Source organism: Flavobacterium sp., from assembly GCF_029945805.1.
GTDB lineage: Bacteria > Bacteroidota > Bacteroidia > Flavobacteriales > Flavobacteriaceae > Flavobacterium.
Map to the genome: position 1 here is coordinate 160,225 of NZ_JAQSDH010000033.1, position 13,772 is coordinate 173,996.

Sequence of the window (13,772 nt, forward strand, 5' to 3'; positions counted from 1 at the left end):
GTTATACTTCGTGCCACTTCAATCGGGGCTAAAGGATAGTCCATTTTACTTCTTGTTATCGTTCGAGATAAATTAATCTAAAAACTTAGTATTCCATGAAAGCAACCATAGTAACCATTGGCGACGAAATTCTGATTGGACAAATTGTAGATACCAACTCAGGATTCATTGCAAAAGCATTGGATAAAATTGGAGTAGAAACGGTTGAAATGCTTTCTATTTCCGATAAGAAACAACACATTTTAGACACTTTTTCCAATCTCCAAAATAAAGTAGATTTAGTTATTATTACAGGCGGTTTAGGACCAACAAAAGATGATATTACCAAACATACTTTTTGCGAATACTTTGATGACGTGTTAGTCGTAAATCAGCAAGTTTTGTCTCATGTTACCCAAATTATTGAGGGAATTTATAAAAGGCCTATTACGCAGTTAAACAAAGACCAAGCGTTGGTTCCGTCCAAATGCGAAGTGCTTTTCAATAAAGTTGGTACAGCGCCCGGAATGTGGATGAAGAATCAAAATACCGTCTATATTTCGCTTCCCGGAGTTCCGTACGAAATGAAATATCTGGTAGAGAATGAAATCATACCTAAAGTCGTAAAAGAGTACAAACGACCGTATATTGTTCACAGGACGATTCTGACCTATGGTCAAGGAGAAAGCATGATAGCGGAACGAATTGAAAATTGGGAAAACAAGCTACCCGAATTCATTAAATTGGCTTATTTACCTAGTCCTGGAAAAGTTCGCTTGCGATTAACAGCTCGTGGCAAGGACGAGCAAATACTGCTGAAGGCTATTGAGGAAAACGTACAATCGTTAACTAATATTATTGGTGATATTATCGTTGGTTTTGATGAAAATGAAACGATTGAAGTGGTTATTGGAAAACTGCTTACGCAACAAGGGAAAACCATTTCTACTGCAGAAAGTTGTTCTGGCGGAAAAATTGCTCAAATGCTTACTTCGGTTGCTGGTTCTTCGGCTTATTTTAGAGGAAGCGTTGTGAGTTATGCTACTGATATCAAAACATCAGTTTTAGGAGTTGACGCTAAGATAATTGATGCGTTTTCTGTAGTAAGTTCAGAAGTGGCAAAGGAAATGGCCTTAGGAGTTCAGAAACTAATGAAAACGGATTATGCTATTGCAACAACGGGCAATGCAGGACCAACTTCCGAACCTGGAAATGCAGAAGTAGGAACAGTTTACATTGCATTGGCAACACCAAATAGAGTTTTTGTTGAAGAGTTCAATTTTGGGCAACCCCGTGAAAAAGTGATAGATAGAACTTCAAATAAAGCATTGGAAATTGTGCAGAAAGAAATTTTAAAAAATGCCTACAGCTAAAATGGGAATGTTAATAAAATTGTTCAAAAAAGATATTCTTTTTCACCAATAAAAATCAAATAAAAAAAAGAAAAAAAATCTATAATAATTATTTTGTTTCAATGATTTATTTTTCTTAAGTTTGCACCCTCGAATTGAATAACGATATAAAGATAAGTATAATGTCAAGAGTTTGTGACCTTACAGGTAAAAGAGCGATGGTGGGAAATAATGTTTCTCACGCAATGAACAAGACTAAGAGAAAATTTTCTGTTAACTTAGTTAAAAAACGTTTCTATCTTGCGGAAGAAGACAGATGGGTTACTTTAAGAGTAGCTTGTTCTACAATTAAAACAATCAATAAAAATGGATTGGCTGCAGTTTTGAAAAAAGCAAAGGCTGAGGGATTTATTAAATAATTCTTAATCCGATAAAAATAAAAGTAAGATGGCAAAGAAAGGTAATAGAATACAAGTTATTTTAGAATGTACTGAGCACAAAGGAACAGGTCTTCCTGGAACTTCTCGTTACATTACAAACAAAAACAAGAAAAATACTCCAGATAGATTAGAGATTAAGAAATTTAATCCAATTTTAAAGAGAATGACTGTTCACAAAGAAATTAAATAATTAGAGATTTAGTACAATTTCAGATGATCTCATCTGAATAAAATATTCAATCAAAATAACAAATATTAGTCATGGCAAAGAAAACCGTAGCAACGCTTCAAACAGCTTCTAAAAGATTATCAAAAGCTATCAAAATGGTAAAATCTCCAAAAACAGGAGCTTATACTTTTGTTGAAAGCATTATGACACCAGAAGAAGTGGATAGTTTCTTAGCAAAGAAATAATTCCAATTAAAACAATATATCAAAGCTACTTTCTTTTGGAAGTAGCTTTTTTATTTATGTAAGCCGTTGGTCGAAATTATCATCAGTTTAATAAAATTAGATTTTTAAATTATTTTTGAGTCCAATTAGAACCATAAATGGCAGTCTGAGCTTGTCGAAGGACTTTTTTAAGGCTCTTATATAAGCTAAGTCTAAAACAAATTGTAAATAATTGATGTTACTATATAAATGCACCCAAAGGTTTATCTATTTCTTCTCTATTTATTATTTTGAATAAGGAAGAAGTAAGCTGGTAAAAATTTCATATTTTTGACTGCAAAATGAAATTTTCATTTCGTTTTTTACAACATTTTTGAACTCCAATCCGTAACAAATGAGTTTTTTCAAAAGAATATTCTCTTCCGAAAAAAAGGAAACCTTAGACAAAGGCCTTGAAAAATCAAGCACTTCTTTTTTATCAAAACTGACTAAAGCCGTTGCTGGTAAATCGAAAGTTGATGATGAAGTTTTAGATAATCTTGAAGAAATTTTAGTTACCTCTGATGTTGGCGTCAATACTACTCTAAAAATCATAAACAGAATTGAAGAGCGAGTTTCTAATGATAAATACATGGGAACTGACGAACTGAATAAAATCCTTCGTGAAGAAATTGCTGGTTTACTTTCTGAAACTAAATCAGGTGAAGAAACCGAATTTAAAATTCCGGCCAACAAAAAACCGTATGTTATTATGGTTGTTGGTGTAAACGGGGTTGGAAAAACGACTACCATTGGAAAATTAGCCTATCAGTTTAAAAAATCCGGTTATAGCGTTGTTCTTGGTGCTGCCGATACGTTTCGTGCTGCTGCGATTGATCAACTGCAGATTTGGGCGGATAGAGTAGGTGTTCCAATTGTAAAACAGCAAATGGGAAGTGATCCGGCTTCGGTTGCGTTTGATACGTTACAAAGTGCAGTTACCCAAAATGCCGATGTTGTTATTATTGATACCGCTGGTCGTTTGCATAATAAAGTTAATTTGATGAACGAATTAACCAAAGTAAAACGGGTGATGCAGAAAGTTATTGAAGATGCGCCACATGATGTTATGTTAGTTTTAGATGGTTCTACAGGTCAAAATGCATTTGAACAAGCTAAGCAATTTACCGCTGCAACTGAAGTTACGTGTTTGGCTGTAACCAAATTAGACGGAACAGCTAAAGGTGGCGTTGTAATTGGGATTTCAGATCAATTTCAGATTCCGGTAAAATATATCGGAGTTGGAGAAAAAATTGAAGATTTACAAGTATTTAATAAATATGAATTTGTAGATTCGTTTTTTAAATAATAGCTATGAATAAATTTTCATCCTTTTTTACGTCAACATCTCCCTTATTACTTCTTTTGCTTGGTGTTGGTATTGAATTTTTGTCAAAACTTATTGAAAAAAGATTCACAAGCTTAGCGTTAGGATTACAATTATTGGCCTTTATTGTTATTGTATATTCTTTGATTCGCTTGCTTAATAGAAAAAGAAATACTAGTAGAAAATAACACTATTCGTATAAAGCTTTAATTTTTTGCCAAAGCGTTGCATCAAAATCGGATAAGGCTAGATTTACATTGTCAGCTGCATCTCCCATACGTATAATTACCATTTTCTTACTCGGAATCACATAGATTTTTTGATCATTTTTACCTAATGCCATAAACATATCGTTTGGCGCAGTTGGAATTATACTTCCGTTGATTTGTAGCTGAGTCTGCGGTAAATGATAACTTGCTTTTCCATTCAGCCACCACAAATATCCATAACCTAAATTAATATTTTGCGATGTTGAAGTAGCAGCATTAAAGTAAGCTTCGTTTACTACTTGTGTTGTATTCCACTCTCCTTTGTTTAAGGCCAGTAAACCAAATCGTGCCATGCTTCTTGAATTACTATAATAAACGCTTAAACCTCCATTAGGATTCCAAGTTCCTGTCATTCCTATTCTATCGCGTAGTTTTGAATTGAAATAACTGGACCATGTTTGTCCCGAAGCTGAAGCTACTACATCTTGTAATTTTACATACACATTATGGTAAGCCCATCTCGTTCCTGAATCAGCGACATACTGAAGGTTAGCTGGAGAAACCTCATCTCCTAAAGTATCATCTAATCCTGAATTCATCGACAATAAATTTTTACAGGTAATTAGATTTTCTTTAGCTAATGGTGCACTAGTCCAACCTGGACCTAAATAATCAGAAACTTTATCATTTAGGTTTAGTAAACCTTCTTGCTGTGCGATTCCCGTTACTGTTGAAGTTAAAGTTTTTCCGGCGCTTGCCCAATACCATGGCGATGTGGCAGTATGTCCATTGAAATAATTTTCCATTACAATTCTTCCGTTTAGCAATACTATGAACGATTTAGAATGTTTCAGCTCGAGATAATCCAATAACGGTTGAACCGCATTTTGATTCCAGCCTAAACTAGCAATCGATTTTGTTTCCCACACTACATTTCCATCGCTTGGCGGAAAATACATTTGCTCTTCAATTGGATCAGCTGAAGCGGAATCAGAACTGCAGCTGACAAGTAAAACGAAAAGAATCGGAAGGAGGACTAGTTGTCTCATAAGGAAAAATTTTTCTTTGGACTTTAAAGGTAGAAAATAGTTTAATGTTGATAACATTAATTTTATTTGTGTTGACTTTATACAGTTAAAAAATTAAATTTGTTGATCTACAATTTAGAAGTACTAACAATGAAAAAAATAGGATTATTTATCGTTTGTTTGGTTTTAGTTTCGTGTCATACTGGTGTTAAAAAAGAAGATCTTCAAAAGATTAATAGTTATTGGGAAATCAAACAAGTTGGTTTGCCAAATGGAGAAAAGAAAGATTATAAAGTCAATGAAACTATCGATTATTTTGAGTTGAACGATAATGAAGGTTTTCGCCAGAAGGTTATGCCTCAATTTGACGGAAAATTTAAAACCAACGATATTAAAGAAATCATAAAGGTTGTCGAAAAAGATAATTCTTTTTTTATCGAATATGCTACGAAATATGGCAAGTGGAAAGAAGAAATCATCTCCATTGAGGATTCCACTTTAGTATTGAAGAATAAAGATAAACTAGAATATACCTATAAAAAATTCAAACCTTTTTCATTCGAATAATTCTGAAATAAATTCAGCGCAAAATGGCTAAACGATTAAGTAACGAAGGAACGATTGGGGAGGTTTTAAAACAGTTTATAGAAAAAAATAAACTGCAATCCGGTATGGACAAAATTGATGTTCAAGATGCTTGGAAATCGCTCATGGGTAACGGAGTGAATACCTACACTAAAGAAGTGGTGCTGAAAGGTTCAACTCTTTATGTTTCGTTGACTTCAGCGGTCTTGCGTCAGGAGTTGAGTTACGGCAAAGAAAAGATTATCAAGATGATTAATGAGGAAATAGGTAAGGAAGTAGTAACTGATGTGATCCTGCGCTAAGTATTGGTTTCTAAATCCTTAATATACTCTTCATATTCGTTGTAGAATAACTCAAATTGCGACATTGTATCTTTGAAAAACAAAAATATTTCACCCCAATTACTTTTATTATTCAGGCTTACGCCCAATTTTTCTACCCAAATTCTACTGATTACTTTTCCGTTTTCCAGATAAAAATTACGCTCAAAAATTGCTTCCGGAAGATATTCTTCGTGCAAAATGGTTTTGAGTGATTCTATTTTTTCAAAGTAGATTTTTCGCAGTTCTTCATCTTTAGGTTCTATATCAAGCAGTACTTGTGCCTTCTTGTTATCAACATAAAACTTGAATGTTACATCCTTAATTTTAGTGTCGTACAACAACCATTTTCTTGGATATACTGATGCAAATGCAATCCAAAAATCCTTTTTTATAAATAATGCTTCTTTTTTGCTGTACATTTTAGTTTGGTAAAAAGTTGAACGCGTTGTATTTTTAAGGTAACTTTATAATTCAAAAAAAACGGCTATGCATTTTGATGAGTTTTTAAAATATACACCAAAAATACTAAATGTTGAACTACCAGCAGCACTTGCGCATGCAAAAATGGTTCCGCCTAACAGAGAAGATTTATTAAAAAGTATTGATTTGAGTCAAATCAAACCCAAAAGAGCAGCTGTTATGATGCTTTTTTATCCTAAAAATTTCCAAACGCATCTGGCTTTGATTCTCCGAACTTCTTATAATGGCGTGCACTCGTCACAAATAGCTTTTCCAGGTGGTAAAGTAGAATTGGAAGATTTTGATTTGAAACAAACCGCACTGCGTGAAACTCACGAAGAAATTGGAATTCACCCCAGCAGCATCAATGTAATTCGGGCTTTTACCGAAGTGTATATTCCGCCGAGCAACTTTATGGTCTATCCGTTTTTGGGCTATAGTCATGACGAATTAAAGTTCTTTTTGCAGGAAGAGGAAGTTGCAGGAATTGTTGAATTTCCATTAGTGGATTTCTTGGATGATAAAATTCTGAAGAACACTTTAATTCAAACCTCGTATCAGAATTCTATTGAAGTGCCTGGCTTTCAAGTCAAAGAACACTTCATTTGGGGCGCAACTGCGATGATGTTGAGCGAACTTAAAGAAACCTTGAAATTAGTTTTATAAAGTTTTAGTTTTTGTAGATTTGCCTTCAGTCTCGAAGTTTTGGGATTGCGACTAACAAAATTATAATTATGGGATTATTTAAAAGAAATCCTTTTGGACATATACTCTTCGTAAAAAAATGGTTGATTCGTATTTTTGGCGCTATTACCCACAGACGCTATAGGGGCTTCAATGAGTTAAAGATTGAAGGTTCCGAAATTATTGCGGGTCTGCCCGATAAAAATGTACTGTTCATTTCGAACCATCAAACCTATTTTGCCGATGTGGTAGCGATGTTTCATGTGTTTAATGCCAGTCTTTCCGGAAGAAACGACAGTATTAAGAATGTAGGTTATTTGTGGCAGCCGAAAATGAACATCTATTACGTTGCGGCAAGTGAAACCATGAAAGCAGGATTGTTACCGAGAATTTTGGCTTATGCAGGCTCTATTTCTGTTGAAAGAACTTGGCGTGCTGGCGGGAAAGATGTTGAAGAGAAACGCGAGATTAATCCAAATGATACTGAAAATATTAGGATTGCGCTGGAAGATGGCTGGGTAATCACCTTTCCTCAGGGAACGACCAAGTCTTTCAAACCAGTTCGTAAAGGAACAGCGCACATCATCAAGCAGTATAAACCTATAGTTGTGCCCATAGTTATTGACGGTTTTCGCCGTTCATTCGACAAAAAGGGATTGCGCATGAAAAAGAAAAACATCCTGCAATCGTTTATCATTAAGGAACCTTTAATTATTGACTATGACAACGAAACGGTTGAAGAGATTGTAGAAAAAATTGAATATGCTATTGAACAACATCAGTCGTTTCTAAAAGTGATTCCTGCCGAGGAAATTGAAGAACACGACCGCCTGAATAAACTGCGGAAATGGAATGTAGATAAAAAGAATATCTCTGTGTAATGATGTAATTTTCTTTGGGGTTGATGACATTTTTAAAAAACACTAACGATTACTATATAGTTAAATCTTAACCAAATCAACGCGTTCCATAAATGGGATTGCAGATTTCAAGAATCTGAGTTGGGTTTTAACTAGTTTATCCGATGGGGCTCTGTGAGATTTGGTTAGAAACCGTGCTTTGGTAGCCGTAAAATCTACCATATTTTTTTCATCAATATCTTTTTGCTTGTCAGATGAAAATACAACTACATTGTCCTTTACTGTCCAAGTTCCTTTTCCGTATTGATTAAGTGTAGATGGAATTCGATGATTGATGTTTAAATAATAGTGGAATACAAAACTTCCATCTTCGTTTAAAGTCAATTTATATTCAATTACATCGCCTTCGTTGCTTGGAAGTGAAAGGGCGTAATTCCCAGCCACTTTATCTGATTGTGCCACTATTGCTGCACTAGTTAGTAAAATTAAAAAGGTAAGTAGTGTTTTCATAATTTGTTGTTTTTTGATGGTGGAATGAGCTATTTGGTTTGTAGAACCAGGCAAAAGGATTCGCGCGGGAGCGGCGAACTTACAACAAAATTCGCAGTTGCTCTAAACGGCTGTAGGCAATAGTTTTTTATTCTATTATTTCATAAAATGTTACGTATTCTAATTTTTCATTATTTTCTTCTTTTCCAATAATTGAATTTTCAGATATTTCGAAATCTCCAAATTCTGTGAAATTTTGGATATGAATTTTAGAATTTTTTATGGACCAAGTTGATGATTTATTATTTTTTTTAGCATTTTCTTCATATAATTTTTCACGTTGAGTTGTTGTGCAATTTGCATCTACAAAGTATTTTATAATTACATTTTTATTCTCAAATGATATTGTACAGAAGGTTTTAATCGTACAACCACCATCATTAAATTCCTTACAGGATTTAGATATCAGAGCTTTATACGATTTTCCAATAATATTTTTTTGAGAAAAAATAAGTGTATTATTCATTAAAAAGAATAATAATAGGAATTTTAGAAAGTTTAATTTTTTCAATTTCTGTTATTTTAGATACTTAAATTCTCCCATCTGCGGTAATATTACTGCCAAGTAGTATGTACACGTTAAAGCTTCCAAACTTTATCTAGTTTCTATCACGTTTTATACTATAGCGTTCATCAAACTTAAACAAATAATTACTAATTTTCTCTTTTTGGATCTACTTAAGGCTCTAGAGTCAGGAAATCAACTTAATAGTGCAACAAATAGGAATCAGAACCTCTTTCAAAATCCTCAGATGCATAAAATTGACTTTGAGAAGATTTAGGATAAGGGTTCGATGTGCTTGCAAATAAGTATGAAGTGCATTCTTGGTTGTCAGTTGCTTTTTGCTATGAGTCCGAAGCTCGTTCCGAGGCTGGGAGGCCCAATAAATGCTCGAAAATTGGGTTTTTGACTGCTATGCATTATATCCATAATAAAATCCCGAACGATCGGGATTTTATTTAGTTGTTACTTCTTTAAAAAATCGCTTAATAAAGCAAAGAGTTTCGCTCGTTCTTCAATCTGCGGATTGTGACCGCTTAGTTCAAACATTACAAATTGCGCTTGCGGACAGTACGCTTTGTATTTTACCATCATACTCGGTACAGCAACGCGATCGTATCGTCCACCATAAATAAGGATAGGCATTTTGAGGTCTTTTAGTTGCTGGCGGTAATCAAAATTTCCTATATCATTCCCTACATAAAAATCGCCATCTTTCCCCACCATTTGATAATATAAAGCGGAATTGAATGCATTGGGATAGGGTTTGCCCGTTCCTCGTTTTGAAAAATTATCGGGATTATAGGCATATAGAAAACCGTACGGTACTTTGCCGCAAATTTCACCATGTTTCGCGTCACTGCTAATGCCACCTTGCTCTCTGTATTTTATTAATTCATCCCAAACTTCCGGATAGTTTACCTTGATTTCGTGGTTGCTGTTATTATCGTTTTCCTGCCACATTACAAAACTGTGAAAACCATTGGCAATAACTAGATGACTTACATTTTGTCCATATTTTACAGCATAACCTTGCGCTACCAAACTTCCATAAGAGTGACCTAACAGACTTACTTTTTTAAGATTCATGGCTTTTCTCAGCCCTTCAATATCTTCAATATCTCTATCTAATGAATATTCTTTTACATCCTTTGCAATATCTGATTTTCCGCGACCAAAGCCATCAAAAAAGATTAGTTGTACATTGGTTTTTACACTCAGGGAATCAAAAGATCGCAATCCTTTGTGAGCACCTCCGGGACCACCCGAAATCAGAATCATTGGTTCGCCGGTTCCTACCGTGACTACCCAAAGGTTGGCACCATTTACTTTATAATATTTTCCATCCTTTTCACTATCTGGAAATTGTTGAGCAGATAAGTAAGTACTAAATAATAATAACGAGATCAGTATAATATTGTTTTTCACTGGGTAAAAAGTTTAGTTTGATTATAAAGTCTTACAAACATAATAAAAATCCCGTCGCATTGAAGACGGGATATGATTTTTATTTACAAATCTATTTTCTTTAATTCTTTATAATTGTGATTCAGTTTTCGGAGTAGAATTCCGTACAACAATCGGTAGAAAATCCAAAACAAACCTATAACAATCACTGTTGCTAAAAGTATTATGCCAACCGTTATCCAAATTGTATGGTAACTTTCTTCACGCGCAATTTTGTCTGCTATTAGTTTCATTTGAGGATTGAAAACAAATTGCAATATAAAGCCTATAATCAAACTGACTACTGCCATTCCCAAGTTATACCATACATAATATTGGACGGTTCTTCGGGTTTTCAAAATGTCCTGCATTAGTTGTTTCGTAGAAGCAGTGGTGGTAATCTTGATATAATTTTTATAAAAAGAATAGATGAAGCCTAATATTACAACGTAATTAATAAAATTCCACACCTTAAAATAAATGATAGTATTTTCGGCATGAAGTTTTTTTAAAAAGTCATCGGTATTCCAAATCACACTAATGAGTGTCCAAAATAATACTTCTACAATACTGATAATCAAAATCCATTTCACAATAGATGATGATTTGGTATGCAGCATTTTATAGATATCGGTTTCAGAAACCTGCTCATATTCATGAGTGTCTTTCTGCCACGCTTTTTTTAATAAATCCAACTCTTCCATAATCACTAGGGATTTAATATTTTTTTTAATTTTCCTTTTATTCTGTTCATTTTGACGCGGGCATTTACTTCAGTAATTCCCAATGTTTCTGATATTTCTGTATAATCTTTATCTTCTAAATACAAAAACACCAAGGCTTTTTCAATATCATTCAATTGTTGCACCGCCTGATACATCAATTTGATTTGTTCCTCTTCTTCAAAGTTGTACTCTTCTTGGGATAAGAAATGTTTTTGGCCTTCATAAGGTGTTGTAGGAACTCTGCGGGTACTCTTTCTATAAAGTGTTATGGCAGTATTTAAGGCTACACGATAAGCCCAAGTTGAGAATTTAGATTCACCTCTAAATTTAGGGAAGGCTTTCCACAGCTGAATAGTTACTTCCTGAAACAAATCTTTATGCGCATCTTCATCATTGGTATACAGCCTACAGATCTTATGGATAATGTTCTGGTTTTCCTTTAATTGTTTTACAAATAGTTGTTCCAAGTGTTCACTCATAGCCAGGTTAGTATAGGTAAAATGGATTTTGTTACAGTTGTAAAACTACGAAATTCAAAAGCCAATATCAAAAAGCAATATCAAAAAGCAATGTCAAAAAGCAATATCAAAAAGCAATATCAAAAATCAATATCAAAAATCAATATCAAAAAGCAATGTCAAACTTCTAATTTCCATTTTCTAACTTCTAACTTCTAATTTCTGACTTCTAATTTCTATCTTTGTCCCACAAAATTACAAGCATACATCATGGAAATAGGACATTACAATACACTCAAAATTGACAGAGAAACCAAAGTCGGACTTTTTTTAACCGATGGGAAAGACGATGTTTTATTACCGGTGAAATATGTTCCAAAGGAATATAACATAGGCGATGATCTTATTGTATTTGTATATCTTGACCATGAAGAACGACCGGTAGCTACTACATTAGAGCCGTATATTTTAATGGATGAATTTGGTTTACTTCGTGTAAATTATGTAAATAATTTTGGAGCTTTCATGGATTGGGGATTAGAAAAAGATTTGTTTGTTCCGTTTAAAGAGCAAGCACGTCCAATGGAAAAAGGAAAGCGTTACCTCGTTTTTGCTTTTATGGATGAAAAAACCAACCGACTTATGGCATCAAGTAAAACCAATCAGTTTTTGAAAAATGATGAACTAACGGTTGCCGTTGGTGATGAAGTAGATCTAATTATTTCGCATATCACCGAATTAGGAATCAACGTAATCATAAATGATATTCATAAAGGACTGTTGTATAAAGATCAGGTTTATGATGATATTAGAACCGGTGACCGAATGACAGGTTATATCAAAACCATTCGTCCTGATAATAAAATTGATGTTTCACTACAAAAATTGGGTTATGAAAACATTGAGCCAAACGCAGAAAAAATACTTGACGAACTTAAAGCCAGCCGAGGTTTCCTAAGATTGAACGATAACAGCCATCCAGAAGATATCAAGACGGTATTGAAGATGAGTAAAAAGACTTTCAAAAAAGCGATTGGTTCACTTTATAAAGACAAACTCATCGAGATTAAAGAAGACGGAATTTATTTGGTGAAAGAATAATTAGTGTCCAAGTTCCTGCAGTTCTTGTTCTGTTGGTACTGGAGTTTCAATTTCTGTTTTCTTTTTATAAAAAAGGCTACTCACCAGACTTAAAGTTGAGTAGGGTCTGTTTGAATATTTATTTCCCAAGCACACCACTGTTACTGTATCTTTTCGCACTGGCACAAATGACGTATTGTTTCCATGCCACCAGCCGTTGTGATAAATCATTTTTTCACTAGTAGGCGGCAAAAATCGCATACGCATTCCCAAGCCATAATCTTTGATGGGTTTTGCTACTTTTAAGGCGCTGTAACCAGAATACGCTTGCTGTAATAGTTCGGGTTTTAGAAAATCGGCAGAGTAGGTTGCCAAGTCAAATTTGACCAAATCTCTAGGAGTAGAATAAATATTTTTATCGCCATACAAATCATCAAACTGATCCCAAGGGAATATATTATTTCCTCTGTATGATTTTGATGAAGTTTCCTTATCTGTACTGTAGTTGAAAACAGAAGTGTTTTTCATTCCCAAGGGTTTAAAAACCAATTCCTGCATCGCCATACGGTAATTCAATCCGGTAGCTTTTTCAATAATTAGTGCCAGAATAATATAATTGGTATTGCAATAATCAAAACGCGTGTTGTTAGGACTAATGAGTTTAAACTTATTCTGAACCATCAAATTAAACACATCTTGATTGGTTAGGATTTTGCTCTTGTTCCAGTTTTTTTTCATCAACTCTGGAAATTTAGAATAGTGCTGCAAACCACTGCGGTGATTAAGTAAAGTACGAATGGTTGTGTTGGGGTAAGGAAATTTAGGGAGCCAGTCTGTCACCTTTTGATCCAGCGTGATATTATCCTGCTGCACTAATCTTAGAATTGCCGTCGCAGTCAATACTTTACTGACCGAAGCCAAATGTATTGGAGTTGTGGCTGTAATTTTTTCTCCCGTTTTGGCATTGGAAAAACCTTTATAATCTTCATAGAGAACACGACCATTTTTGACCACGATAAAGCCGCCACTATAAAACGGCGAGTTGATATTTTTGTTGTAAAAGGAATCGATAAAATGTTTTTTTTCTGCAATATAAGCTTCGGAAACCTTTCCCATTTTAATTGGAAATGTTGAGCTTATATGTAAACTATCATCTGGTTTTTGTCCGATTGGTGCTGTTGTTTCTTCTCCTGTTTTTGGACTGGAAAAGAAGTATGTTATCAATAAAAGAAAGGCAAGTAGCGTAAACTTCATAATGAATGTAAAGTTTACAATTATAACACTATTTAGCCAAAATAAATACCTTTACTTTCTAAAGTTATCCCTGATTTATT

General features: G+C 34.1%; 18 protein-coding genes. 10 read left to right on the forward strand and 8 right to left on the reverse strand.

Annotation, left to right across the window (positions count from 1 at the left end):
* Positions 1-95: 95 nt before the first annotated feature.
* From PSU83_RS08090 to ftsY, 5 genes are all read left to right on the forward strand, one after another.
* Complete coding sequence (locus tag PSU83_RS08090; RefSeq protein WP_300588687.1) at positions 96-1,352, forward strand: CinA family nicotinamide mononucleotide deamidase-related protein; 1,257 nt, start codon at positions 96-98, stop codon at positions 1,350-1,352.
* Positions 1,353-1,513: 161 nt separating this feature from the next.
* A complete protein-coding gene (rpmB, locus tag PSU83_RS08095; RefSeq protein WP_300588689.1) occupies positions 1,514-1,750 on the forward strand; it encodes a 50S ribosomal protein L28 in 237 nt (78 codons plus the stop codon).
* A 28-nt stretch (positions 1,751-1,778) separates the two neighbouring features.
* A complete protein-coding gene (gene rpmG, locus PSU83_RS08100) occupies positions 1,779-1,961 on the forward strand; it encodes a 50S ribosomal protein L33 (protein ID WP_035126304.1) in 183 nt (60 codons plus the stop codon).
* 71 nt (positions 1,962-2,032) lie between these two features.
* A complete protein-coding gene (locus PSU83_RS08105) occupies positions 2,033-2,185 on the forward strand; it encodes a DUF4295 domain-containing protein (protein ID WP_136152050.1) in 153 nt (50 codons plus the stop codon).
* Between the two features lie 373 nt (positions 2,186-2,558).
* Positions 2,559-3,512 (forward strand): signal recognition particle-docking protein FtsY, encoded by a 954-nt coding sequence (ftsY, locus tag PSU83_RS08110; RefSeq protein WP_300588693.1) that lies wholly within the window; start codon positions 2,559-2,561, stop codon positions 3,510-3,512.
* Positions 3,513-3,720: 208 nt separating this feature from the next.
* Here ftsY and PSU83_RS08115 read toward each other — a convergent pair whose 3' ends face one another.
* Positions 3,721-4,788, reverse strand: coding sequence for a serine hydrolase (locus tag PSU83_RS08115; RefSeq protein ID WP_300588695.1), 1,068 nt, complete (start codon positions 4,786-4,788; stop codon positions 3,721-3,723).
* A 129-nt stretch (positions 4,789-4,917) separates the two neighbouring features.
* Here PSU83_RS08115 and PSU83_RS08120 point away from each other — a divergent pair, with 129 nt between their 5' ends.
* Together PSU83_RS08120 and PSU83_RS08125 are read left to right on the forward strand one after the other, a co-directional pair.
* Positions 4,918-5,334, forward strand: a complete 417-nt coding sequence (locus PSU83_RS08120; RefSeq protein ID WP_300588697.1) for a hypothetical protein — start codon at positions 4,918-4,920, stop codon at positions 5,332-5,334.
* 23 nt (positions 5,335-5,357) lie between these two features.
* Entirely contained in the window at positions 5,358-5,654 is a 297-nt protein-coding gene (locus PSU83_RS08125) for a DUF721 domain-containing protein (protein ID WP_300588699.1), read from the forward strand.
* Here the strand turns inward: PSU83_RS08125 and PSU83_RS08130 are convergent.
* The gene (locus tag PSU83_RS08130) at positions 5,651-6,094 is read right to left on the reverse strand and encodes a DUF4268 domain-containing protein (RefSeq protein ID WP_300588701.1); all 444 of its coding nucleotides are present in this window, start codon (positions 6,092-6,094) and stop codon (positions 5,651-5,653) included. The genes PSU83_RS08125 and PSU83_RS08130 overlap by 4 nt on opposite strands.
* 67 nt (positions 6,095-6,161) lie before the next feature.
* On the opposite strand from PSU83_RS08130, the gene PSU83_RS08135 reads away from it, so the two are divergent.
* Complete coding sequence (locus tag PSU83_RS08135; protein ID WP_300588703.1) at positions 6,162-6,800, forward strand: CoA pyrophosphatase; 639 nt, start codon at positions 6,162-6,164, stop codon at positions 6,798-6,800.
* A gap of 68 nt (positions 6,801-6,868) precedes the next feature.
* Entirely contained in the window at positions 6,869-7,699 is an 831-nt protein-coding gene (locus PSU83_RS08140; protein WP_300588705.1) for a lysophospholipid acyltransferase family protein, read from the forward strand.
* 60 nt (positions 7,700-7,759) lie between these two features.
* Here PSU83_RS08140 and PSU83_RS08145 read toward each other — a convergent pair whose 3' ends face one another.
* The 5 genes from PSU83_RS08145 to PSU83_RS08165 form a co-directional block, all read right to left on the reverse strand.
* Complete coding sequence (locus PSU83_RS08145) at positions 7,760-8,188, reverse strand: copper resistance protein NlpE N-terminal domain-containing protein (protein WP_300588707.1); 429 nt, start codon at positions 8,186-8,188, stop codon at positions 7,760-7,762.
* A 127-nt stretch (positions 8,189-8,315) separates the two neighbouring features.
* Positions 8,316-8,738 carry a hypothetical protein gene (locus PSU83_RS08150; protein ID WP_300588709.1) on the reverse strand — a complete coding sequence of 141 codons (423 nt, stop codon included), beginning with the start codon at positions 8,736-8,738 and terminating at the stop codon, positions 8,316-8,318.
* Positions 8,739-9,194: 456 nt separating this feature from the next.
* Positions 9,195-10,157 carry an alpha/beta hydrolase gene (locus tag PSU83_RS08155; protein WP_300588712.1) on the reverse strand — a complete coding sequence of 321 codons (963 nt, stop codon included), beginning with the start codon at positions 10,155-10,157 and terminating at the stop codon, positions 9,195-9,197.
* 83 nt (positions 10,158-10,240) lie between these two features.
* Positions 10,241-10,879, reverse strand: a complete 639-nt coding sequence (locus PSU83_RS08160; protein WP_300588714.1) for a hypothetical protein — start codon at positions 10,877-10,879, stop codon at positions 10,241-10,243.
* 5 nt (positions 10,880-10,884) lie between these two features.
* On the reverse strand, positions 10,885-11,379 hold the full coding sequence (locus tag PSU83_RS08165; RefSeq protein WP_300588717.1) for a sigma-70 family RNA polymerase sigma factor: 495 nt from the start codon (positions 11,377-11,379) through the stop codon (positions 10,885-10,887).
* Positions 11,380-11,625: 246 nt separating this feature from the next.
* On the opposite strand from PSU83_RS08165, the gene PSU83_RS08170 reads away from it, so the two are divergent.
* Complete coding sequence (locus PSU83_RS08170) at positions 11,626-12,459, forward strand: S1-like domain-containing RNA-binding protein (RefSeq protein WP_300588799.1); 834 nt, start codon at positions 11,626-11,628, stop codon at positions 12,457-12,459.
* On the opposite strand, the gene PSU83_RS08175 is transcribed toward PSU83_RS08170, so the two are convergent.
* Positions 12,460-13,692, reverse strand: coding sequence for a serine hydrolase domain-containing protein (locus PSU83_RS08175; protein WP_300588719.1), 1,233 nt, complete (start codon positions 13,690-13,692; stop codon positions 12,460-12,462). It lies immediately after the preceding gene.
* Positions 13,693-13,772: the final 80 nt, after the last annotated feature.